Origin of the sequence: Pseudochrobactrum sp. XF203 (assembly GCF_020341615.1) — a bacterium.
Classification (GTDB): domain Bacteria; phylum Pseudomonadota; class Alphaproteobacteria; order Rhizobiales; family Rhizobiaceae; genus Pseudochrobactrum; species Pseudochrobactrum saccharolyticum.
Genome location: NZ_CP084392.1, coordinates 3,005,236 through 3,030,096 on the forward strand (window position 1 = coordinate 3,005,236; position 24,861 = coordinate 3,030,096).

Annotated in this window: 18 protein-coding genes; 6 read left to right on the plus strand and 12 right to left on the minus strand. The window is 52.8% G+C overall.

Going from position 1 to position 24,861, the window contains the following annotated elements:
• Positions 1-60: 60 nt before the first annotated feature.
• From htpX to purH, 4 genes are all read left to right on the plus strand, one after another.
• On the plus strand, positions 61-1,101 hold the full coding sequence (gene htpX, locus LDL70_RS13705) for a zinc metalloprotease HtpX (protein WP_370637692.1): 1,041 nt from the start codon (positions 61-63) through the stop codon (positions 1,099-1,101).
• Complete coding sequence (locus LDL70_RS13710) at positions 1,098-2,537, plus strand: RsmB/NOP family class I SAM-dependent RNA methyltransferase (protein WP_370637693.1); 1,440 nt, start codon at positions 1,098-1,100, stop codon at positions 2,535-2,537. Before htpX ends, LDL70_RS13710 begins: the two co-directional genes overlap by 4 nt.
• A gap of 284 nt (positions 2,538-2,821) precedes the next feature.
• Positions 2,822-4,549, plus strand: coding sequence for a heparinase II/III family protein (locus LDL70_RS13715; protein WP_022709880.1), 1,728 nt, complete (start codon positions 2,822-2,824; stop codon positions 4,547-4,549).
• 135 nt (positions 4,550-4,684) lie between these two features.
• Positions 4,685-6,298 carry a bifunctional phosphoribosylaminoimidazolecarboxamide formyltransferase/IMP cyclohydrolase gene (gene purH / locus LDL70_RS13720; protein WP_225685305.1) on the plus strand — a complete coding sequence of 538 codons (1,614 nt, stop codon included), beginning with the start codon at positions 4,685-4,687 and terminating at the stop codon, positions 6,296-6,298.
• Positions 6,299-6,344: 46 nt separating this feature from the next.
• Here purH and LDL70_RS13725 read toward each other — a convergent pair whose 3' ends face one another.
• From LDL70_RS13725 to ffh, 8 genes are all read right to left on the minus strand, one after another.
• The gene (locus LDL70_RS13725) at positions 6,345-7,664 is read right to left on the minus strand and encodes an MFS transporter (RefSeq protein WP_225688570.1); all 1,320 of its coding nucleotides are present in this window, start codon (positions 7,662-7,664) and stop codon (positions 6,345-6,347) included.
• A 268-nt stretch (positions 7,665-7,932) separates the two neighbouring features.
• Positions 7,933-12,756, minus strand: a complete 4,824-nt coding sequence (locus LDL70_RS13730; protein ID WP_370637694.1) for an NAD-glutamate dehydrogenase — start codon at positions 12,754-12,756, stop codon at positions 7,933-7,935.
• A gap of 183 nt (positions 12,757-12,939) precedes the next feature.
• Positions 12,940-13,587, minus strand: a complete 648-nt coding sequence (locus LDL70_RS13735; protein WP_116089101.1) for a TPM domain-containing protein — start codon at positions 13,585-13,587, stop codon at positions 12,940-12,942.
• A 12-nt stretch (positions 13,588-13,599) separates the two neighbouring features.
• Entirely contained in the window at positions 13,600-14,394 is a 795-nt protein-coding gene (locus LDL70_RS13740; RefSeq protein ID WP_370637839.1) for a YgcG family protein, read from the minus strand.
• Between the two features lie 144 nt (positions 14,395-14,538).
• A complete protein-coding gene (locus LDL70_RS13745) occupies positions 14,539-15,168 on the minus strand; it encodes a LemA family protein (protein ID WP_225685306.1) in 630 nt (209 codons plus the stop codon).
• A 274-nt stretch (positions 15,169-15,442) separates the two neighbouring features.
• Entirely contained in the window at positions 15,443-15,862 is a 420-nt protein-coding gene (gene rpsP / locus LDL70_RS13750) for a 30S ribosomal protein S16 (protein ID WP_022710765.1), read from the minus strand.
• A 103-nt stretch (positions 15,863-15,965) separates the two neighbouring features.
• Positions 15,966-16,283, minus strand: a complete 318-nt coding sequence (locus LDL70_RS13755; RefSeq protein ID WP_028233597.1) for a chorismate mutase — start codon at positions 16,281-16,283, stop codon at positions 15,966-15,968.
• The gene (gene ffh / locus LDL70_RS13760) at positions 16,280-17,860 is read right to left on the minus strand and encodes a signal recognition particle protein (protein WP_075657353.1); all 1,581 of its coding nucleotides are present in this window, start codon (positions 17,858-17,860) and stop codon (positions 16,280-16,282) included. The genes LDL70_RS13755 and ffh overlap by 4 nt, the downstream gene beginning before the upstream one ends.
• Before the next feature lie 521 nt (positions 17,861-18,381).
• On the opposite strand from ffh, the gene LDL70_RS13765 reads away from it, so the two are divergent.
• Entirely contained in the window at positions 18,382-19,221 is an 840-nt protein-coding gene (locus tag LDL70_RS13765) for a lytic transglycosylase domain-containing protein (RefSeq protein ID WP_022709787.1), read from the plus strand.
• A gap of 64 nt (positions 19,222-19,285) precedes the next feature.
• Here LDL70_RS13765 and LDL70_RS13770 read toward each other — a convergent pair whose 3' ends face one another.
• The 4 genes from LDL70_RS13770 to LDL70_RS13785 form a co-directional block, all read right to left on the minus strand.
• The gene (locus tag LDL70_RS13770; RefSeq protein ID WP_022709788.1) at positions 19,286-19,972 is read right to left on the minus strand and encodes a carbonic anhydrase; all 687 of its coding nucleotides are present in this window, start codon (positions 19,970-19,972) and stop codon (positions 19,286-19,288) included.
• Positions 19,973-20,236: 264 nt separating this feature from the next.
• The gene (gene pdxY / locus LDL70_RS13775) at positions 20,237-21,124 is read right to left on the minus strand and encodes a pyridoxal kinase PdxY (protein ID WP_022709789.1); all 888 of its coding nucleotides are present in this window, start codon (positions 21,122-21,124) and stop codon (positions 20,237-20,239) included.
• Positions 21,125-21,232: 108 nt separating this feature from the next.
• Positions 21,233-22,015: a DUF6065 family protein gene (locus LDL70_RS13780; protein WP_225685307.1), complete on the minus strand. Its 783-nt coding sequence runs from the start codon at positions 22,013-22,015 to the stop codon at positions 21,233-21,235.
• 355 nt (positions 22,016-22,370) lie between these two features.
• The gene (locus LDL70_RS13785; RefSeq protein ID WP_225688576.1) at positions 22,371-23,867 is read right to left on the minus strand and encodes a CoA-acylating methylmalonate-semialdehyde dehydrogenase; all 1,497 of its coding nucleotides are present in this window, start codon (positions 23,865-23,867) and stop codon (positions 22,371-22,373) included.
• 112 nt (positions 23,868-23,979) lie between these two features.
• Between LDL70_RS13785 and LDL70_RS13790 the strand changes: the two genes are divergently transcribed.
• A complete protein-coding gene (locus LDL70_RS13790; protein WP_225685308.1) occupies positions 23,980-24,861 on the plus strand; it encodes a LysR family transcriptional regulator in 882 nt (293 codons plus the stop codon).

Below are 24,861 nucleotides of genomic sequence, written 5' to 3' on the forward strand. Positions count from 1 at the left end.
AGCCCCATTTTATCATCACATGAAAATGACCTTATTGACGAACCGGAACGGAGATACTGAATGAACATGATGCGTACTGCCATGCTGATTGCCTTCATGACAGCCATGTTTATGAGTATCGGTTATCTGATCGGCGGCTCAGGCGGCATGATGATTGCTCTGGTGATAGCTGTTGCCATGAATTTCTTCAGCTACTGGAATTCCGACAAGATGGTGCTGCGTATGTATAATGCGCAGGAGGCGGATGAAAATACTGCACCGGAATATTACCGCATCGTCCGTGAATTGTCGGATCGCGCCGGTCTGCCAACACCTAGAATCTATGTCATCAACGAAGATCAGCCCAATGCTTTTGCTACCGGCCGTAATCCGGAAAATGCAGCTGTTGCTGCCACAACCGGCCTTTTGCAGCGCCTGAACAAGCAGGAAGTTGCCGCCGTGATGGCGCATGAGCTGGCGCATGTGCAGAACCGCGACACGCTGACCATGACGATCACCGCGACGCTTGCCGGTGCGATTTCCATGCTCGGCAATTTCGCTATGTTCTTTGGCGGCAATCGTGAAAACAACAATGCTCTGAGCATGATCGGCACAATCATCGCGATGATTGTTGCACCGTTTGCGGCCATGATTGTGCAGATGGCCGTTAGCCGTACCCGTGAATATGCTGCCGACCGGCGCGGCGCGGAAATCTGCGGCAACCCGCTCTGGCTGGCCTCGGCTTTGAACAAGATTGCACGCGGTGCCCATGAAACTGTGAATGAAGAGGCGGAGCATAATCCGGCAACCGCGCATATGTTTATTATCAATCCTTTGAGCGGTCGCGGTGCGGATAATCTGTTCTCCACCCACCCTGATACGGCAAACCGTATTGCCGCTCTGGAGGGCATTGCGCAGGAAATGGGCATTAATTCTGTCTATGATAATACAGATAATGGTTTTCAGAACCGTCAGTCTGGTGCATATAGCGCGACAAAGAGCCAATCACAGAACCGCCCGCACAGCACACCGACACGGAATAATCCGTGGGGGCAAACGCCGCAGAGTGGTTCATCACCGGATGATGAGCCGGAAAAACCCTATAAAGGACCGTGGTCTTGAACGATAAAAACCCTGCCGCAAAACGCACCGGCTTTCGCTCAGATAAAAAGCCGTTTGATAAGCAGAGTCAAAATCAGGATCATAATCTTGGTCAGTCCGAGGCCGAATATCGCGCAAAGCTTGAAGCAGAGCATCCGGGGCTGAATGTGCGCCAATGCGCTGCCAAACTGCTCAATGCCGTGGTTGCCAAAAACACATCGCTGGACGGCCTCACCGATGCGCATCACGGTCACCCGCAATATATGGAACTGGATGACCGCGACCGCTCACTGGTTCGCGCTATTCTCGGTACCGCCTTGCGCAACCGCAACACCATTGAAACAGCCTTGTGCAAGCTGCTCGACCGTCCGCTGCCTGCCAATGCGACTGCCTTGCAGCAATTGCTCCATGTCGGTGCGGCACAGATCCTCTATCTCGACGTGCCGGATCATGCAGCCGTTGATCTGGCTGTAACTTCCGCCAATATCGATCCGCGCAACCGCAAATATGCCAGCCTCGTCAATGCCGTGCTGCGCCGCCTCACCCGCAATAAAGAGCGCGCTATCGAGCTGAAAATTCCGAACGGCCCTGAATGGTATATTGAAGGCCTGACTAAAACCTATGGCAAGAAACAGGCAGAAGCCATTCTGGCCATGCAGGCCTATGAACCTTCCATTGATCTGACGGTTAAAAACAATCCGGCAGAATGGGCAGAAAAACTCGGCGGCACGCTGCTGCCAAACGGTTCTGTACGTCTTGGTTCTTTTGAAGGTGCCCTCACCTCGCTGGAAGGTTTTGCGGAAGGTGAATGGTGGGTGCAGGATGCGGCTGCAAGCCTGCCTGCCACATTGCTCGGTGATATCAAAGGCAAACGCGTTGCCGATCTTTGCGCAGCGCCCGGCGGCAAAACTGCCCAGCTGATTATGGCCGGTGCCCATGTCACCGCATTCGATATCAATAAGAACCGCCTCAAGCGTCTCAAAAGCAATCTCGACCGTCTGCAACTGGAAGCGGAACTGATCGCGACCAATATTCTCGACTATCAGACAGACGAGTTGTTTGACGCCATTCTGCTGGATGCGCCTTGCTCATCCACCGGCACAGTGCGCCGCCATCCGGATGTACTCTGGACAAAAACACCGGATGATATTGTCCGGCTGGCACAGGTACAGGCCAAACTTCTTCGTCATGCCATTTCTCTGGTCAAACCGGACGGCATTATTGTCTTCTCCAATTGCTCGCTTAACCGCGAGGAAGGTGAAGATATGGCGCAGGCTATTCTTGCAGAAGGCGTGCTGAAGTCCGAGCCATTCAACGTGCAAGAGCTGAAGGGCATGGAACCGCTGATTACAGATCAGGGCTTCCTGCGTTCAACGCCTGCTGATTTGCCTCATGATGAGCCGAAAATGGCCGGTCTTGACGGTTTCTTTGCTGCACGCTTCCGTCGTCCGGCCTGAAAACCAACCAATAACTTATCTGTTTCTTAAAAAAACATGCCGATCCACATCATTCCGCAGCTCTTGGTTAACAAAGAGTTCACTATTGCCGTGGAATGATAGATCATAGCGCATGAATAACGAAGCATATCGCCACCGGATTTATCCATGCGACATGCTCTAGAGCGTGTCGCGTTTAATCGTAGCCACTGCTGCGTTCGCTCTAGATTCTGTTAATTGTCGCATGTTCGCGGTAGCTCAAATGCATTCATTTGAGCGCGACATGCTCTAAGGAGTACCCTGCCGTGAATGTCGCGCTGAGCGAAACCCCGCATCTGTGGACACTGGCCGTTGCCCAAGGCTGGCGACGTTTCAGCAGACGTGTGCGGCGCGGGCCGATGTTTCGCTGGCGTTTTTCCGGCTTTACACCGGAACGCGTGCTGATTGCTCCGCCGGATTTGCGCGTTGCCGACCCGCAGCTGGCACAGGAATTTTATCACGGCCGCTATGCGCTGGCCGGTCGTCTGGTGGAAACCGGCGGCATCTCCCCTTTTGCCATTGAACCACCGACAGATGCATGGGAAGCCTCGCTGCATTCCTTTGGCTGGCTTCGCAATATGCGCGCCGCCGGAACCGAACTGGCTATGGTCAATGCCCGCGCTCTGGTCGAAGACTGGATCCGTATGCATGGCAAGCGCATTGAAGGCATTGCCTGGTCGCCGGAAATTACCGCGCAGCGTATTATCGCCTGGCTCCAGCATTCCAACATCATCCTTGCCACCTCCGATCTCGCCACCTATCGCAAATTCATGCGCTCGCTGGCGATGCAAGTACGCTATTTGCGCACCATGACCGGTGTGATGGATGATGGTGAAGACAAATTACGCGCACGTATTGCACTGGCCTTTGCCAGTCTTGCACTGCCGGTCTCGCAATCCATGGCGCGTTCGGCACGCCGCCATCTTGAATATGAGCTGAACCGGCAGATACTGGCCGATGGCGGCCATATTTCGCGCAATCCTGCCGCCATTCTGGAATTGCTGGCCGATCTGCTGCCACTGCGCCAGACCTATAGCAACGGCAATGAATCGCCGCCCAAAGCCCTGATTGAAACCGTTGAGCGGATGTTGCCAGCCTTGCGTTTCTTCCGTCATCAGGACGGCAGTCTGGCATTGTTCAATGGCGTGGGACCTACCTTGCCGGAGCGTCTGATTTCCGTGTTGCGTCATGACGAGACAGACGGCGCGCCGCTCACTCATGCGCCGCATTCCGGCTATGAGCGCTTGCATATGGGCTCGACCACAATCATTGCCGATACGGGTCTGCCGCCACCGGTCACCGCATCACGCGATGCCCATGCCGGTTGTCTGGCATTTGAAATGTCCTCCGGCCGTCAACGCTATATTGTCAATTCCGGTATTGACCGTTACGGCCCGCCGGAATTCCGGCCGCTTGGCCGCACGACTGCAGCCCATTCCACGGCGACGATCAACGACACGTCTTCGTGCCGTTTCAGTCTCAATTCCAGCATTTCCAGTGTACTCGGCACGCCGATTATTGCAGGCCCAACCAGTGTCAGACGTCAACGACTGGAAGGCATGGGCGAACAGGGATTTGTTGCCAGCCATGACGGTTATGTCCGGCTGTTCGGCTATACCCATGAGCGGCAGGTTGTGCTGTCTCATAATGGCAGTCTGATTGAAGGTGTTGACCGCTTTATCAAATCGCATCTGAAAACCACGCGCAGTGGTAAAAACAAACAGCAATCCGATCTGGTGACTGTGCGCTTTCATATTCATCCGCAGGTCTATATCCGCATGGATGAAGACGGTGTGGTGCATCTGACCGCCGATCACGATGACAGCTGGGCTTTTTCCTGCGCTGATGTGATGCCGCAGCTTGAAGATTCCATCTTCTTCGCCGGTTTCCGCGGCCCTGTGCGCTCGCGCCAGATCGTGCTGACCTTCTCTGCGACAGAGAGTGACCACGTCAGCTGGCGCTTTACCCGCACCGGTCTCGGTCAGTATGTATGAATGTCATAAAAATCTAGGATTCCTCGCGCGCCTGTGATACGCCGCCTTTGTCCCACTTTACCGGATTGATGTATGTGACGGGTAATCAGATCCGTCCAGACGCATTGTCCCGACATAAAGCACAAAGAGACCGTCATGGCTGTCAGCTCCAAACATATTCCCGCTCCTGATCTTTTCCCTGTGCACCGCGCACTGCTTTCCGTATCGGATAAAACCGGTCTGGTAGACTTTGCCCGCGCATTGCACGCAAAGGGCGTTGAGCTTCTGTCCACCGGCGGTACCGCCAAATCCATCGCAGCAGCGGGTATTCCGGTGCGCGACGTCTCGGAAATCACCAATTTCCCTGAAATCATGGATGGCCGCGTCAAGACATTGCACCCGGGCGTTCACGGCGGTCTGCTCGCCGTGCGCAATGATCCGGAACATGTCGCAGCGATGGAAGCCCACAATATCACCGGCATTGATCTGGTAGTAATCAATCTCTATCCGTTTGAAGAAGTGCGCTATCAGGGCGGTGACTACGATACCACCGTTGAGAATATCGATATCGGCGGCCCTGCGATGATCCGCGCTTCGGCCAAAAACCATGCCTATGTGACCATCGTCACCGATCCTAACGATTATGACAGCGTTGTTGCTGAGCTGGAAACCGGCAATGGCTCTTTGCCTTATGCCTTCCGTCAGCGCATGGCCGGCAAGGCTTTTGCCCGTACGGCTGCTTATGATGCTGCAATTTCCGGCTGGTTTGCTGAAACCACAAAGGAAGAAGCGCCGCTGCACCGCGCACTCGCCGGTAAACTGCATTCCGTGATGCGTTATGGTGAAAACCCGCATCAGCAGGCCGGTTTCTACCTGACCGGTGAAACCCGCGCCGGTGTGGCCACTGCCACCCAGCTTCAGGGCAAACAGCTATCCTATAACAATATCAATGACACCGATGCAGCTTATGAGCTGGTGGCAGAATTTGACCCGGCTAAAACCGCAGCCGTTGCCATCATCAAACACGCCAATCCATGCGGTGTAGCTGAAGGTGCATCGCTGAAAGACGCTTATCTCAAGGCCTATGCCTGCGATACAGTTTCAGCCTTCGGCGGTATTGTCGCTCTCAACCGTACACTGGATGCGGAAGCTGCTGAGGAAATCGTCAAGATTTTCACTGAAGTGATTATTGCACCGGATGCAACACCGGAAGCACAGGCCATAGTTGCCGCCAAGAAAAACCTGCGCCTGCTCGTTACCGGCGGCCTGCCGGATGTCCGCGCACCGGGCATTGCCGCGAAAACCGTTGCCGGTGGCCTGCTGATCCAGAACCGTGACAATGGCAATGTTGATGATCTCGACCTTAAAGTCGTGACCAAACGCGCGCCAACCGAACAGGAAATGATTGACCTGAAATTTGCCTTCCGTGTTGCCAAACACGTCAAGTCCAATGCGATTGTCTATGTTAAAGACGGCGCAACTGTTGGCGTTGGCGCAGGCCAGATGAGCCGCATCGACTCTTCCCGTATTGCAGCGCGCAAGGCAGAAGATGCAGCAGCAGTAGCTGGCGGCGAGCCGCTTACCAAAGGCTCAGTTGTTGCCTCGGATGCGTTCTTCCCGTTTGCTGATGGTCTGATCTCGGCTGTTGAAGCCGGTGCCACAGCTGTTATCCAGCCAGGCGGCTCAATGCGTGATGATGAAGTGATTGCAGCGGCTGATGCAGCAGGCATTGCCATGGTCTTTACCGGCATGCGCCACTTCCGCCACTAACAGGCATAGTCAAACGAAAAAGGCGGCTTTTCAGCCGCCTTTTTTATTATTCGGATTTTGCCGGATAAGGGGTTCTGATCGCCAGATATAGTCCGGTGACAAAGAACAGAACCAGTACCGCAATACCAAGGCGCGGTGAGCCACTGGCCGCTGTCATGCTCGCCACCAGAAACGGTGCCAGAAAACTGGTTGCCCTGCCCGCCAGCGCATAAATACCGAAATAGCGCCCAGCCTCATGCGGCTCGACACTGCGGGCAAACCACGAGCGGGAAGATGCCTGCACCGGCCCGAAAGCAATGCCAATCAGCATCCCGAAAGCCAGATAGGCTTTTTCCCCACCGGAGGAAAACAGCCCTGTATTACTGTCCGGCGGAAAATGCACCAGACCATAAAGCGTATAATCCGGCCCTGTGGAAACAATGCCCAATGTGGCAATCAGCAACAGCACCAGCGATATCACCACCACCCATTTGGAGCCGAACCAGCTATCGACATAACTGGCAAACCAGCAGCCGAAAATCGCCACGACATTGAGGATAATACCGAACAGACCAATCTCGGTGATTGACCAACCAAACATCGCCGCAGCAAAACCGCCGCCCAGCGCCAGCAATGCATTGACGCCATCCTGATAGATCATCCGCGCGATCAGAAAACGGAACAGAGCCGCCTTTTTGCGCACTTCATGCAGCGTTTCTTTCAGCTCTGCCAGACCTTCGCCAATGGCTGCTTTCAGCCCCATGCCCTTTTCCTGATCCGGCGTGAAGATAAACATCGGTAGAATGAAAATCAGATACCACAGCGCTGCAATCGGCCCTGTGATACGGGCATCCTCACCTTTCAGTGCATCCAGATGCCAGAGTGGTTCAATGCCGATCAGCGTTTTGCCGGTTTCCGGCGAGGCTGCCAGACAAGTCACCACAAAGATCAGCACAATCATTCCGGCGAGATAACCAAGCCCCCATGCAAAATTCGACACCCGCCCGATATGCGAGGCAGGGATAAGCCTCGGCATCATGGAATCGTTGAAAACGATAGAAAATTCTGCGGCAACGGAAGCGCAGATGAAGGCCAGCAATACCCAGACATAGCTTGATCCCGGCTCGGCATACCACAGCAAGGACAGGCTGATGATTTTGATGACAGCAAAGAAACCGATCCATGGTTTTCTTGCACCGGTTTTATCCGCAATAGAACCCAGCGCGGGAGACAGGATTGCGATGATTATACCGGCAAAAGCCACGCCATAGCCCCATGCCGCCTGCCCTGCCACCGGATCAGCCGACATACGCGAGATAAAATAAGGGCCAAAAATGAAAGTGGTGACGACGGTAAAAAACGGCTGAGCCGCCCAATCGAAAAACATCCAGCCCCAGATGCCTTTGTTCCACACGCTGTCATGCGCCGGTCGTTCTGCAGACGGATGTGTGATGCTCAAATCACTGCCCTCAATTCATTATTCAAGCGTATCCCGAAAAGTGTGAAGCGTCTACGCGAGGAAATCAGTTCGCTGGACTGATTTCTTATCCCGCTCCGATCAGATAAGATACGCGTAACAAAAAAGATGGCTCATATAAAACAAAAAGGCCGGTGAAATACCACCGGCCTTTTTGAGTTTCGCAAAATGAGCAAGATCAGCCCGCAAGATCCGCCATGAAACCGGCTGCCACGGCCAGACGGGAAACACTCAGATCTCCGCCTTCTGTCAGTGCAATCATGCGCTGACGCACACCGTCAATCCGCTCGGCATCGCGGGTCAGCCAGCTCTGTACCGGATCGGTCTCACCTTTGAATTTAGTGAGCGCTTCCATCGTCACAGCACGGGTTGCCTGTGTGATCGTGTCAGTCGCACGCGACAAGGCCAGACCATCATAATAATCTGTCACCGGTACTGCAGATGCAGCTTTTTCAATATTGGCAATGCGGAAAGCATCAACAATTTTGAAATAAGCCGTCGCAGCGGTCATCAGCTCTGCCTTGCCCTGATAGGCGATCAGCGCAATATCCGCCATCAGCTTAGCCGACTGCAGTCGGGCAAGTTTGCGTGCCAGCGCTTCACCGGCACCTTTGGCGATATATTTTGCTGTATCTGCGGTAATCAGATCCGCAATGAAATCAGGCATCAGCTCTTCGAGCTTCGGCTCCAGCGCCATGCGTGTCCGCTTCACCGCGCTGACCATTTCACTCAAAGTCGCATCAAAACGGTTATTGCGCAGCACCCATGCGGTGGTTGAGAACAGCATTTCCCCAACCAGCGCATAGAATTCATTCTGCACTTTGCCCGGAATCTTATTATCCAGCGCATTGATCGCCTGATAGAGTTGCTCGGTTTCAAAACCATCAGCCACAGCTACATAAGACCGCAAAATTTCTGCCGGTGCCTCAGCTGTCAGATCATTCAGACGACTGATAAATGTCGGCCCGCAACGATTGATGGCATCATTGGACAGAAGCGTTGCAATGATTTCGCGATGCAGACGGTGATGAGTAATATCCTTGGCAAAACGCTCCTGCATTTCCTGCGGGAAATAGCCGAACAGGCGTGAATGCAAATAGGTATCATCCGGCAGATTGCTGGCGATCAGATCATCGGACAGTACCATTTTACCATAGGCCAGAAGCACGGCCAGTTCAGGACGGGTCAGCGCCTCTCCGCGTTTCTGGCGGTCTGCGAGCACCTGATCATCCGGCAGATATTCCACCTTGCGATCCAGCAGTTTGCGGCGTTCCAGAGACGACATCATCCGCATCAGATATGGCAGTTCGGAAGCTCCGCGTTTTTCAACCAGCGACAGAGCCAGCGGTTGCTCATAATTATTATGCAGCACCAGCGCTGCCACTTCATCAGTCATCTGTGCCAGCAGCACGTCGCGTGCTTCACGGGTCAGACGGCCATCCTGCAGGCTTGGCGTCAGAGCAATCTTGATATTGACCTCAACGTCCGACGAATTCACGCCGGCCGAATTGTCAATCGCATCGGTATTACAACGACCGCCATTGAGGCTATATTCAATACGACCGCGCTGGGTGGCACCCAGATTGGCACCCTCACCGATCACTTTGGCGCGAACCTCACGACCGGTAATACGGATCGCATCATTGGCACGGTCACCAACTTGCGCATCACTTTCTTCGTTCGCACGAATATAAGTGCCGATACCGCCGAACCACAGCAGATCAACCTGCGCACGCAGGATCGCACCGATCACTTCATTCGGGCTTGCCGTCAGTTTACCCAGACCAATGGCCTCGGCTGCCGCTTCAGAAAGCGTAATCACCTTCTGCGAGCGGCTGAATACACCGCCACCGGCAGAGATTTTTGAGCGGTCATAATCCTGCCAGCTGGAGCGCGGCACATTAAACAGACGCTGACGTTCCACAAAACCGATATCGGTATCCGGCATCGGATCAATAAAGATATCGCGATGGTCAAATGCAGCTACCAGTTTGATTTTCGGCGACAGCAACATGCCGTTACCGAACACGTCACCGGACATATCGCCCACACCGGCAACAGTGAATGGCGTGGTCTGGATATCAATATCCATTTCGCGGAAATGACGCTTCACTGCCTCCCATGCGCCACGGGCGGTAATGGCCATTTTCTTATGGTCATAACCGGCTGAACCACCGGAAGCAAAAGCATCATCCAGCCAGAAATGTTGTGCCTGACTGATCGCATTGGCCGTATCGGAGAAAGTGGCTGTGCCCTTATCCGCCGCAACCACGAAATACGGATCATCACTGTCCTGACGGATAACATCGACCGGCGGCACGATCTTGCCTTCGATAATATTATCGGTGATCGAAACCATGGTGGAAATGAAAGTAATGTAAGCAGCGCGTCCAGCTTCAAATACCGCATTGCGATCACCGCCAACCGGCAGACGCTTCGGATAGAAACCGCCCTTGGCACCACCCGGCACAATCACCGCATTCTTCACCTGTTGTGCCTTCACCAGACCCAGCACTTCTGTGCGATAATCCTGCGCACGATCAGACCAGCGCAGACCACCACGCGCCACAGCGCCAAAGCGCAGGTGAACACCTTCCACTTCCGGCCCGTAGACGAAGATTTCACGGTAAGGGCGTGGTTCCGGCAGGCCGTCAACAGCACGCGGGTTAAGCTTGATCGCCAATGTCACCGGCGCATTGCCGTCCTTATCATGCATATAGGCATTGGTGCGCAGAGAAGCTTCAACCAGATTACGGTAACGGCGCAAAATCTGGTCATCATCAATGCTCGGTACTGCCTGCAAAGCTGTCTCAATGGCTTCAACAACAGCGCGTTCTTTCGCTTCTGTATCCGCCTGTTTTGCCAGTGCCGGATTAAAGCGCAGGTCAAACAATGTGTAGAGATGCGCGGCAATATCGGGATAACGATTGAGCGTTGCAGCAATAAAGTCCTGCGAATAGGTAATACCGGCCTGCTGCAGATAACGGCCATACATACGCAGGATCATGATCTGACGTGCTGTCAGACGTCCGCTCTGGGCAAGGCCATTATAACCGTCATTATCCGCCTGTCCGCTCCATACGGTGCGGAACACATCATCCAGCAGATCACCATCATCGCTGAGATCAACGGCTTTGTCCGATGCGCTGACAATCAGCATATCATGGACATGCACCATGTTCTTACCACCGGTTGCCGTCTGCACCGGCAGAGCGAAGGTCTGCTCACTGATGACACGGAAACCCATATTCTCCAGCAGCGGCACGCGCTGCGACAGCGCCAGTGCCTCACCGAAATGATAGAGTTTCAGGAAAGCCGCCTGCGGTTCCTGTGTGTCATAACGATAAAAATCAACATAAAGCGGGTTTTCTTCGATCAGCGCCTCAATACGTACGGCATCAACAAGTGCTTCGGACTCATTAAAAGTCTCACGATAGGATTCCGGAAAACCGGAAGCCAGACTGATCACACGCGGGGCGAAAGTCTGTGAGCTTTCCTCTGCCGCATCACGCACACCATCTTCCCATGTGCGAACGAAACTGCGGATCTGCTTTTCCAGAGCCTCGCGAGCCATTTCGCTCACGCTGCCGTCATGGCGGCGGATGATGAACTGAACGCGGGTCACGCCTTTATCAAGGAACACCGGATGGAATTCCACGGATTCCCCGTGATAAACATCCATCAGATAGTTGCTGATCGCCTCACGCACCACTGAGTCATAACGGTCACGCGGCAAATAGACCAATACACTGACAAAACGGCTGAAACGGTCAATGCGCGGCAATACGCGGACACGTGGACGTTCATCCAATGCCACGATCAGTTCAGCATGATCGGTCAGGGCATCCAGATCAATCTGGAACATATCATCACGCGGATAATCTTCCAGCACTCGCACCAGAGCCTTGCCGGAATGGTCAGCAGCATTGAAGCCCAGACGACCGATCACCGCTTCCGCTTTACCGCGCAGATAAGGAATCGTGCTCAGGAAAGATGTATAGGCCGTCGAAGTAAACAACCCGACCAGACGCATTTCGCCGGTTACTTTGCCATCTGCATCAAACAGTTTGATACCGATATAGTCGATATATTCGCGGCGATGGACGAGCGAGCGGCTGTTGCCTTTGGTAATCAGCAGGCTTTCAGAACCTTTGAGGAAGTCCTGCAATTCCTGTGCGATCGAAGCATTATCCTGCCCCTGACGCAAAACACGAACGGCTTCATCACGCAGAATCCCCAGTGATGGTGCATCAGCCTGAATAAGCGTACCCTGAGCCGCATCGTAACGAAATTCACGCATACCCAGAAATGTAAAATTACCATCGCGCAGCCATTTGAGCAGCGCAATAGCTTCACGACCTTCCGCTGTTTCCGGCAGACCTTTGACAGCGCTGTAAGAGGCAATCACCTCATCAAGACGCGCCAGCATCGGTTTCCAGTCACTGACAGCAGCATAAACCTGCCCCAGCACCATTCCGAGCGCCTGCTCCAGAGCTGTTCTTGCGCTTTCATCCAGTTGTGGCAGATGCAGCTGAATAACACTGACCTGTTCCGTTCCTGCCACGGATTTACCGGAGGTTGCTTCGCCATGAACCTCATAGCTGCTGCCATTAAAGGCAACATTGAGTACCGGATGCACAACCATATAGATCATGCCGGAGCGCTCGAGAATTTCCGCCATCGTCGAATCAAGCAGAAACGGCATATTGCGGTTGATCAGAGTTACAACTGTCAACGGACGACCGCGACGGCGCAGAATACTGTCATTATCGACGCTGATGACAGGCTTATCGGCCTGATAGGAACCAAGAGCTTTCAAAGCGAGCTTGGCAGCTTCTTCCATATCACCGGCATCATAGGCGGCAATATCTTCCGCCGGTGCCCATTCAAACAACAGCTTGGCGAACTGAGAAGCTACAGGCTCAGAGATATTCTGATAATCGACAACGAATTTGGTCTGAGCGGTATGGTCTGTATCGGCACTCACTGTAAAACTCCTCATTATACAGACCGCCTCTGCCTAAATTACCTTCGGCCTGCTCTTTCTCTCAAATAACAAGCAAATTGTGACAAAAGAACCGTTTTTTTCGATTTTTTCACCCGCAAACAAGCAAAAGTGAAATTAAATCGTTCTTAAAAATCATAAACCCGCTGCAAAAATAAAAATCAGCGGTGGATAAAATTCTTATAGTTCCACCAGATGGTCTTCCAGCTCGTTTTTGTCGCCATCCTCTTTAGGAAAATGCTGTGCCAGCAGATTGCCGGCTTTGGCAATCGACTCAACAAACCCTTCCGCAACACTTCCCTGTGCTGCATGACGACTAAGCGTGGCAACAATCGCATTCCATTCCTGCTGATCGACCCGCTCATTAATTCCCGCATCAGCCACCACTTCCGCATAGCGCTCAGCGAGGGAGACGAATAACAGGATACCCGTGCGTTTATTGGTCAGATGCACATTACGGGCGATAAATTGTTGCAAGGCATTCAGATGTGCCCGCCGGTAGCGCACCCGATGCGGCACCAGCACCATGCGCAATGCAGGTACAAAAGCCAAAAGCGCAACCAGACATATGAAGGCCGCCAGAATAGCCAGTGCGAATTTCGGCAGTGACAGATCAAACCAGTAATAATGCGCCACAAAGGCAGCAATCACTGCCGTGATGATCATACCACAACAAGCAATAAAACCCGCCACATAAAAATAATCATCGCTGCGCTGCGCCAGAACAGCATAAATTTCGCCGCCTGTTTGCGCTTCCGCATCGCGAATGGCAGAGGCAATACGCTGACGGTCTTCCTGAGAAATATGGTTACGCTGAGAATGTGTCATAGCCCTGCCCCTTTACCAGCTGCCCGATGCGCCGCCACCACCCGATGAACCACCGCCACCGGAAAAGCCGCCACCACCCGATGAACCACCGCCAAAGCCACCACCGAAACCACCTCCATAGCCGCCGCGCCCTGAAGAACCACCGCCGCCGCCCAATGCAATCGTCACACCCAGCCATTCATATCGGCCGGGGCCGATTTTTCTGCCGAAAACCGGAGCCAGCAAAGTAAAACCAAAACCGCCGAAAAAAATACTGATCCAGAAAATCAGAAAAATAACTTCAATCCAGTCCGTCTGGTCAGCAGCCTCTTTTTGATTGTGTTTTGCACGCGCCTGTAATTCCGCACCTTCTCCGCGCAGAACCTGCAAAATATCATCGGTACCTTTGGTAATGCCGGTGCCATAGTCGCCATTGCGGAATTCAGGAATGATCGCATTCTGGATAATGATTGCCGAGAGAGCATCCGTTACCGTGCCCTCCAGACCATAGCCGACCTCAATACGCACTTTGCGTTCATTGGGCGCTACCAGCAGCAAAATACCGTTATTCTCGCTCTTCTGGCCAATACCCCATGCACGATAGAGCCGGTTAGCATAGGTCTCAATATCCATACCATTGAGGCTTGGAACCGTTGCCACCACAATCTGATCGGATGACTCTTTTTCATAGGCGCTGAGTTTGGCAATCAGCTCCTGCTGCTGCGCAAAGGACAGCACCCCCGCCGCATCAACCACACGATCGGTTAAAGCAATAGCCGGTTTATCCGTGCTTTGCGCATAGGCCAGATTTGCAAATGCCAGCAGCAGCACCGCCAGAAACATTTTCAGTGCAAACCGGAAAGCAGCTTGTTCCGGAATGATACGCAGACCGGCGAGACGGGCAGAAATCATACCATTCTCCTAAATTGCCAGCAAAAGTTGAACGGGCAGGATTTCTCCTGCCCGCTGTCATCAGTTGAACTGTACTTTAGGAGCGGCCTGAGAAGCCGGATCAATGGTGAAAGTCGGCATCGGCTCATTGTTCCAGAACCACAATGTCTTCCACAACATGGTCGGCATGGTCTTCAGGCCGGTATTATAAACGCGTACCGCTTCAATATAATCGCGACGTGCCACAGCAATACGGTTTTCAGTACCTTCCAGCTGTGATTGCAGCGCGAGGAAGTTCTGATTGGCTTTCAGATCAGGATATTTCTCAACCACAACCATTAGACGGGACAGAGCACTGCTCAGATTGGCCTGATTATCCTGGAACTGTTTGAACAATTCCGGATTATTCAGCATTTCCGGAGAAATCTGTGTCTGCGTTGCCTTGGAACGGGCTTCAATCACCGCAGTCAGCGTTTCCTGCTCATGGGCAGCATAGCCTTTAACGGTCTCCACCAGATTAGGAATAAGATCGGTACGGCGCTGATACTGGTTCAGTACCTCGCTCCATGCCGCTTTTGCCTTTTCCTCATTGGTCGGAATAGTGTTGAAGCCGCATGCTGCCAGAAGCGGCATGAACATCAACACAACAAGTGTAAGCAGCGAGCGCAGTTTCAGCGGAAATGTTGTTACAACAGAAGTCTGACCGGTCATGGATATCTCCTCATCTTGCACAAGTTTCGCGCAGATCATTGATTATAAATAAACCGCAAAATCCCATTTGAAAATACACACTTAATAAATATGAAAAATACAAATAATGCGCAGCTTTTCAAACCGGTCTTTTAAGACAAAAAAATACCGTGCCGCTTTACAGAGGCACGGTATTTTAATCACGGATATTAACCCGCAAAAACTCTATTTTTATTTAGCGCATTATCCTACGCAAAACCGGTACCCACTTTTGCTGGAAATGCTTTGCTCAGAATTACTCTGCAGCCGGAGCTTCTTCAGCAGGCGCAGCAGCGGCAGCAGCTGCTGCTTCAGCGGCTTCTGCAGCCTTTGCAGCGGCTTCTTCTTCAGCCTGCTTAGCCATTGCCAGACGTTCCTGAGCTTTTTTGCCTGGTACGCCTTTGGTTGGGTTGTTGCCGGCTTCACGCTTGGCAATACCAGCCTGATCGAGGAAGCGCAGAACGCGGTCTGTTGGCTGCGCGCCGTGACCGATCCAATACTGAATGCGTTCTGCATTAACAACAACGCGCTCTTCTTTGTTAGCAAGAGTTGCATTCCATGAACCCAGCTTTTCGATGAAACGGCCGTCGCGTGGTGCGCGAACGTCTGCAACAACGATGTGGTAGTAAGGGCGCTTCTTGGAGCCGGCGCGTGCCAGACGGATTTTCAGGGACATAGTGTTTTCCTTAAAGTTTATGTCGTGTCACTTAAACAGTAACAATTTCTGAAATACGACCGTTAAAACGATCGCAATGGTTTTTTACACCGCAAAACGAACATCACTGTCCGGTATGGTTTGCGGCGGTATGCTCATGATGCCGGATCACTTCCTTCACGATGAAGTTCAGGAATTTCTCAGCAAAATCAGGGTCGAGACTGGCGTCCTGCGCAAGGTTACGCAGACGTTCCACTTGTCGTTTTTCACGCGCCGGATCAGCAGCGGCCAGACCGCGCTCGGCTTTCAGAACACCGACAGCTTTGGTGCAGCGAAAACGCTCGGCAAGCATATGGATCAGCGCCGCATCAATATTATCGATAGATGCACGCAAAGCGAGCAGTTCGGCAGGAATTGTCTGTTGTTCGCTCATCGTGCTCACTTCTTCTTAGGCAGGCCAGGCAGACCACCGCCAAGACCAGGAAGTTTCGGACCGCCAAGGCCAGGCAATCCCATCCCTTGACCACCACCGAGACCCGGCATACCGCCGCTCTTACCAAAACCGGCTGCTTCAGCCTGTTTCTGCAGAGCTTCCAGCTGTTTCGGGTCCATTTTAGACAGATCCGGCATTCCGCCCCCGAGGCCACCCATACCGCCGAGACCACCAAGTCCCATTTTACCGGCAAGGCCGCCCATCATCTGTTTCATCATGCCGCCTTTGCCTTTGCCCATGACTTTCATCATGTCAGCCATCTGGCGATGCATTTTCAGAAGCTTGTTAATGTCAGCAGCATTGCTGCCGGAACCTTTGGCAATACGCTGCTTGCGGCTGTGCTTCAGCAAATCCGGATTGGCGCGTTCAGCCTTGGTCATAGAACCGATAATTGCGAGCTGGCGGTCAAACAGCTTGTCATCAAGACCGGCAGCTGCTGCCTTGTCTTTCATGCCAGCCATACCCGGCATCATACCCATGATACCGCCCATACCACCCAGCTTTTTCATCTGCTTGAGCTGCTCGGCCAGATCATTGAGATCGAATTTGCCGGCCTGCATTTTCTTGGCCATTGCCGCTGCTTTTTCAGCATCAATGGTTTCAGCCGCTTTTTCGACGAGCGAAACAATGTCACCCATGCCGAGAATACGGTCTGCAATACGCTTCGGATAAAACTCCTCCAGCGCATCCATTTTTTCGCCGGTAGCAATCGCTTTAATCGGCTTGCCGGTAACCGCGCGCATCGAAAGCGCCGCACCACCGCGACCGTCACCGTCCATACGGGTCAGAACGATACCGGTAATACCAACGCGCTCATCAAAGTTACGCGCCAGATTAACAGCGTCCTGACCGGTCAGGCTGTCGGCAACCAGCAGAATTTCATGCGGATTGGCGGCTTTGCGGATATCCGCCATTTCCACCATCAGCGGTTCGTCAATATGCGTACGACCCGCAGTATCGAGGATCACCACATCATGACCACCGAGCTTCGCAGCCTGTACGGCGCGCGCGGCAATCTCAACCGGTGACTGACCGGCAATAACCGGCAATGTGTCAACACTGGTCTGAATACCGAGCTGGCGCAACTGTTCCTGCGCGGCAGGACGGCGCGTATCCAGCGAGGCCATCAGAACTTTTTTCTTCTGGCGATCTGTCAGGCGCTTGGCAAGCTTACCGGTGGTGGTGGTTTTACCCGACCCCTGCAAACCGACCATCATGATCACAACCGGTGCCGGTGCATTCAGGTCAATGGACACACCTTCGGTGCCAAGCATTTCCACCAGTTCGTCATGGACGATCTTAACGACCATCTGACCAGGCTTGATGCTTTTCAGAATTTCCGCACCAACCGCTTTTTCACGTACGCGGTCAGTAAATGAGCGAACCACTTCCAGCGACACATCCGCTTCAATCAGCGCACGGCGCACTTCTCGCAACGCGCCTGCAACATCGGACTCGGAGAGAGCCCCGCGTCCGGTCAGACCGTTCAGAATAGAGCCAAGACGCTCCTGAAGTGATTCAAACATCCAAATTTCCCAATCTCTGTTCAGACCGGTCATGTGCCGGATCTGAGTGCAGGTTCATCCCGAAATCATATATGACAGACGGTTTATAAACCGGAGCTGCATCCAAAGCAAAACAGCACCCGAGGGCGCATTGCGCTGTCGGATGTTGACCTCCGGGATCTCTTTATACCATACGGGTCCCGGTCGGCTGCCTGAGAACATATACTCATAGCGGAATTATCGCGCGTTCTTTACATGATCTGCAGTTTATGAGTCAAGCTTTTGCTGCGTCCTTTACAGAGGAAGCAATCATCAGACGCGTGATTAAATATAAAATGCTTCCACCCATTTTAAACTGTGACCTAAAAAACGCGGTCAGTCTCAAACGGGACTGTACAAAAACATTGCGCCTCATTCAGACCACATTCAACAGACATCGCCGTCATTCATATATATACAAGCCGGAATTATATTTTCTGTAAAACCCTGTTAACCATATAAATCTATAAAGCATCCGAGCAAAGTTCTAACGAGGCAGCTTCATGCAGTCAAAGACTATCAAATCTTCTCTCCGCCAGTTGGCAATTCGTGTAATCGGCGGATCAATCGCTGTGCTGGCCGTTTCCGGCGTTGCACAGGCAGCCCAGTGCGGCAATACCGGCGCTGGCTTTCCGGCATGGGTGCAGGGCTTCAAACAGGAAGCAGCAGCGCGCGGCATCAAAGGCAATGCATTGTCCGCTCTGGACAATGTAAAATACGCAACAGCAACCATTAATGCTGACCGCAACCAGAAAAGCTTCAAGCTGTCACTCGACGACTTCATGAAGAAACGCGGTTCAACCACAATCATCAATCGTGGTAAAACCCTGAAAAAGCAGAATGCAGCCCTGTTCGCCAAGATTGAACAGCGCTACGGCGTTCCTGCCGGCCCGTTGCTGGCCATCTGGGGCATGGAAACCGGCTTTGGCAATTATCTTGGCAAACAGCACACGCTTTCAGCTGTTGCAACACTGGCCTATGACTGCCGCCGTTCGGAATTCTTCACCAATGAACTTTATGCAGCTCTGCAGCTGATTCAGCGCGGCGATCTCAGCCCGAATGCTGTTGGCGCAATGCATGGTGAAATCGGCCAGACACAGTTCCTGCCATCCAGCGTCATTAAATTTGGTGCAGACGGTGACGGCAACGGCCATATCGACATGGTTGGCTCCCGCGCCGATGCACTGGCTTCGACCGCCAACTTCCTGAAAGCTCACGGCTGGCGCGCCGGTGCAGGCTACCAGCAGGGTCAGCCAAACTATGTGGCAATTCAGGGCTGGAACGCTGCAACCGTTTACCAGCAGGCTATTGCCATTATGGGTCAGGCCATCGACGGCAAATAATCGTCACTTAAAGACAACAAAAAACCGGCTGAAAAGCCGGTTTTTTTATTATCTGAATTCAGGTTCAGGCAGCCGGTGTTTCATTACTTTCAGGTTGCATCGGCATTTCATCCGTATCCGGACGAATAAAATCGCCGGTCTGCGAATCCATCACCCACAATTCACCGGTCGAAATATCGAACCATGCACCATGCAGGGAGAGACGACCCTTCTTCTCCAGAATATCAACGCATGGGAAACTGCGCAGATTATTCAGCGAGAAGCGGATTGAAATACGCTCAAGCGCAGTCTGCCGCTCTGTCTGTGTCATCAGCGTGTTGGATGTGACATTCTCTGCAGCCGGTGCCAGCAGGCTCATCCATTTGCCGATAAAGTCACCCGGAGACAGCGGGCTGCTATCCGTATCTAGCGCCGCTTTAATGCCACCGCATCGCCCGTGACCAAGCACAACAATATGCTTGACCTTGAGGCTCTGCACAGCGAATTCCAGTGCCGCAGAAGCAGCATGATATTCACCATCCGGCTCATAAGGCGGGATGAGATTCGCGACATTGCGCAAAACAAAGATTTCACCCGGACGGGTATTGAAAATGATTTCCGGCGCTGCGCGGGAATCACAGCAGGCAATGACCATCGTTTCCGGTGTCTGCCCCTGATCTGCGAGTTCCTTATAGCGCATTCTTTCATCGGCAAAATCCGATGCCATGAAGTTGCGGTAACCGGCGAGGAGTGTGTCTGGAAGATCTACCATGATTTTTCGATAAACCCATATTTTGCCAAGATCAATCAAAGATTAGTCAGAATTTCACACAGCACAGACATCGGGCAGAAATTACCTTGCTCAATTCACCCCGCATTTTTCGGCTCAAACCGGCAAAAACAACCTGTTTTCATCCAAAATCAGACTATTTCCGCTCTTTTTGATCGCAGCAAACAATCTATCAAAAAAAATTTTATCTACAAAAAATTTCAAGCTTTGATGCCCCACAATGCAAAAAGAGCGCCTCTAAGGCGCTCATCCCGCGACCTGGCCGTGATTTGGATGAACCAGACGACGCAACTGCACCATGGCCATCGGCCGCTCCAGACTCGCTGCATCGGCCTCCAGCATCAGTTCATCCGCACCGCGTTTCGCTGCGCGGGCAAGAATTTCAAACACGGCAGCTGTGGTCAGCTGCAATGATTTTTCTTCATTCATGCCGCTCATCTTACGGGCAAGGAACAAAGCCGAGGTCAGATCGCCCATACCATTGCCAGGTCCGTGAACTATCCGGTGTTCGGCCATCAAAGCCTGCGTCCGCGTCACCAGAACATTACTGATACTATCGCGCATCAGCGCAAAGGCAGAAGTGACCAGCATGGTCTCCGGTCCAGCACGCAACGCGGCTTCCATCAATTGCTGATTGTCAGCCGGTTCCGTTCCCGTCAACCAGCCCAGCTCATAACGGTTCGGTGTGGCGATATCGGCCAGCGGCAGCAACAGATCACGAATGGCAATGGCTGTGCTTTCCGCCACATAAAGCCCCTTCATATCCCCGATCACAGGATCGCAAATATATTGCAGGTTCGGATTTTTGGCTTTCATGGCAGCTATGAGATGCGCGACGGCTTCAACCTGCGCAGCATTGCTCATAAAGCCGGTCAGTACAGCACTCACCTCACCCAGCCATGGCGCGCGCTCCAGATCACCGATCAAGGAAGAAAACTGCGCGGCATCAGGAATAATCCGCCCCGCAGGCCCGTGCCCCGGATGCCATGGCAGAATAACGGTCGGCACAGCCCAAACCGGATAGCCAAGCCGCTCCAGTGCAAAGACAGCTGCTCTGTTGCCGATAGAGCCACGCACCACATGGCTGGAAATAACGATTACGGCATTGGTGCTTGTCGGCGCAGAAACGGTCATGGAAGATATCCGGCATGAATATAAATATGTCGCTATAGAACCCCCGCCGGATTCTATAGTAAAGTCAATTTTATAAGAAACAGGGCTACAGAGACGATAATCTGTCTTTCAGGCGTCAGCCACACTCTCTGCAGGCATCTCAACAGATGACTGATCTGCGATTTCCGGCATATGTAAACGTCGTTTATTCACATGCCCTTCCGCCTGCCCCTCGCCTTCAGAATCCGGCTTTTCGCCTTTGAAATAGAATTTCTGCCATGCCTGTTTAACAGTCTGCACATCACCATTCATAAGGTTCTGATTAAATTCCCGCCGTACCTTTGACCATGTCTCATATTCCTGCTGCAAAACCGGTGCGTCCTCGATCCTGCGGATCACCGGCTTGACCGCATCCATTTTATGATGCTCCGTCAGTTGGATAAAACAGAACGGCTCCCCTTTTTTAAAACGCACAATGCCCGGCCGTGTCATGATCCAGTTCATGGTAAAGGGAAAAGGCAGCCAGTCTGTCTCAACAAGACCGGTCAGAGGCTGAATACCATCCTTAACATGGTTGGGCGCACCACCTGCCAGCAATGCGCATTGCGGCGGTGTGCGGAACAGATAGCCGGTATGGAAAGTCACAACGCCGTGGCTGAAATGCGATTCCACAAAATGCGAAAATTCACGGTCGCGGCAAGATATAGTGACATCCGTCTTATCCTTACCGCCATTCCAGCAAATACGGATATCTGTCGGACAGAGGATTTCCCAGCCGGTCGTATTCGCCATGGTCAATGGAAGGCAGCGATAGGGAAATCGGATGTGAAAACCATCCATCCAGTCACGCTCGGCACGACCGGAAATAATCTGCGGCGCATTTTCCATGACGCGAAAACATTCCAGATACATGATGCACAACTCCGAATGTCAGAAAACACCCGTTGGCGACAGGAAGAAGTCCGGTCACCGCAGGTTGTTTATCAATGGCACGGAGCAACGGGCTTTGTTCACTGGCGGTTTTGTCAGGAAAATCCACCAATTGTGACCTTGCATGCATAATAAAACCCCCGTTTTTGCAAACGGGGTTTCAGAATGAGACGCTGCCAATATTTTGGTTATGGCGTGGCGAAAGTGGTGCTTTGCGAAAACCGGAGCGGAGCGTACTAAAATATGTGAGCCCTCATTAGCCCTGATTAGGGCTAATGAAAAACTAAAAAATGCAAGTGGAGCAAAGTGCCATTTGCAGTCCGCCAGAGCCGAAATATCAACTCATGGTCGGAATGACGAACTCTGCACCATCCTTAACACCCGACGGCCAGCGTGAGGTCACGGTTTTGGTCTTGGTGTAGAAGCGGAAAGCATCGGGGCCGTGCTGGTTAAGATCACCGAAACCGGAGCCTTTCCAGCCGCCGAATGTGTAATAGGCAATCGGCACAGGGATCGGCACATTCACACCAACCATGCCAACCTGAACACGGGAGGCAAAGTCGCGGGCGGCATCACCATCACGGGTGAAGATCGCGACACCATTGCCATATTCATGGTCATTCGGCAGGGAAAGTGCTTCTTCATAAGTCTTGGCACGGACAACGCTGAGCACAGGGCCGAAAATCTCTTCCTTGTAAATGCGCATATCTCTGGTCACATGATCGAAGAGACAACCGCCGAGATAAAAGCCGTTTTCATAGCCCTGCATTTTGAAATTGCGGCCATCAACAACCAGCTTGGCACCTTCTTCCACGCCGAGATCAACATAACCGCGTACACGATCCAGCGCCTGCTGTGTCACCAGCGGGCCGTAATCCGCAGACACATCCGTTGACGGGCCAACCTTCAGCGCTTCGACACGCGGGATGAGCTTATCCATCAGACGCTCGGCGGTGTCGTGACCGACCGGAATAGCAACCGAGATCGCCATACAACGCTCACCGGCAGAACCGTAACCGGCGCCGATCAGCGCATCCACAGTCTGATCCATATCCGCATCCGGCATAATGATCATGTGGTTTTTAGCACCACCAAAACACTGAACGCGCTTACCATTGGCGCAGCCGCGGGCATAAATATATTGCGCAATCGGGGTGGAGCCGACAAAACCGATTGCCTTGACATCAGGATCATCCAGCAGCGCATCAACCGCATCTTTATCGCCATTGACCACGTTGAAAATACCGGCTGGCAGACCGGCTTCCATAAACAATTCCGCAAAACGCATTGGCACGCCCGGATCACGCTCGGAAGGCTTGAGAATAAAGGCATTGCCGCAAGCAATCGCTGGGCCAGCCTTCCACAGCGGGATCATCGCCGGAAAGTTGAATGGCGTGATACCCGCCACAACACCGAGCGGCTGGCGCATGGAATAGACATCAATGCCGGTACCGGCAGCATCTGTAAATTCACCTTTCAGCAGATGCGGCGCACCAAGGCAGAATTCGATCACTTCCAGACCGCGCTGAATATCACCCTTGGCATCAGGAATGGTTTTACCATGTTCACGCGCCAGCAATTCCGCAAGGCTGTCATATTCGGCTTCAACCAGTTCCAGAAATTTGCGCAAAACACGCGCACGGCGCTGCGGGTTGGTCGCAGCCCAGGCAGGCTGCGCCGCCTTGGCATTTTCAACCGCTGCACGCACTTCGTCTTTGGTCGCCAGAGCAACCTGCCCCAGCACCGCACCATCCATAGGCTGATAAAATTCAGTCGTCCGGCCGCTTGCGCCTGCCACATGCTTGCCGCCGATAAAATGCCCGACCTGTCTCATCACAACTCTCTCCCGAATTTAAAATCTCTGCTCCATCATCGCCCTGCAAAAAATAGTTTTCAAGTAGGTGAAAAGCGTATCCGTTGTGCAAAAATATATATAAGCTTAAGCCATGAACTGGGATGATATTCGCATATTTCTGGCTGTTGCCCGCTCCGGACAAATTCTCGGCGCGGCCAAGAAGCTCGGCCTTAATCACACAACAGTCTCACGCAGGCTCACAGCACTTGAAGGCAGCCTGAAAACCACATTACTCAACAGGCGCACCAATGGCTCGGAACTCACGCAGGCCGGTGAAGAGTTTCTGCTCTCCGCAGAAAAAATGGAAGCAGAAATGCTCAGCGCCCATGCCCATCTGGCCAATGCGGATATTACTGTGGCCGGTACAATCAGGATCGGCGCACCGGACGGCTTCGGTGTGAATTTTCTCAGCCCGAGACTGGCACGTTTCTCAGCGCTCTATCCCGATCTGACCATTCAGCTCGTGCCCGTTCCCCGCTCTTTCTCACTCTCACGCCGTGAGGTTGATATTGCCATCAGTGTCGAGCGACCAGAGACCGGCAGACTGATCGCCCGTAAACTCACCGGTTATAATCTCGGCCTTTATGTGCACAAAGACTATCTTGAACGCTATGGCACACCGCAAACTGTTGAGGATTTAAATCATCACCGGCTGATCGGTTATGTGGAGGATCTGGTTGCCACACCGACACTGGATTATGCACGGGAAATCAGCCGCGACTGGCAGCCTGCCTTTGAGGTTTCCAGCGCTTTGGGACAGGTTGAAGCTGTCAAAGCCGCAGCCGGCATCGGTATTTTACACGGTTTCATTGCCCGCGAATATTCCGATCTGACCGAAATATTGCCCCATAAACGTATCAAGCGCTCCTACTGGCTGTCTTATCATGAAACAGCCCGCACCTTGCGCCGCATCCATATTGTTGCGGATTACATTTCCGGTCTGGTGGAGCAGGAGCGCCATTTATTTATTTAG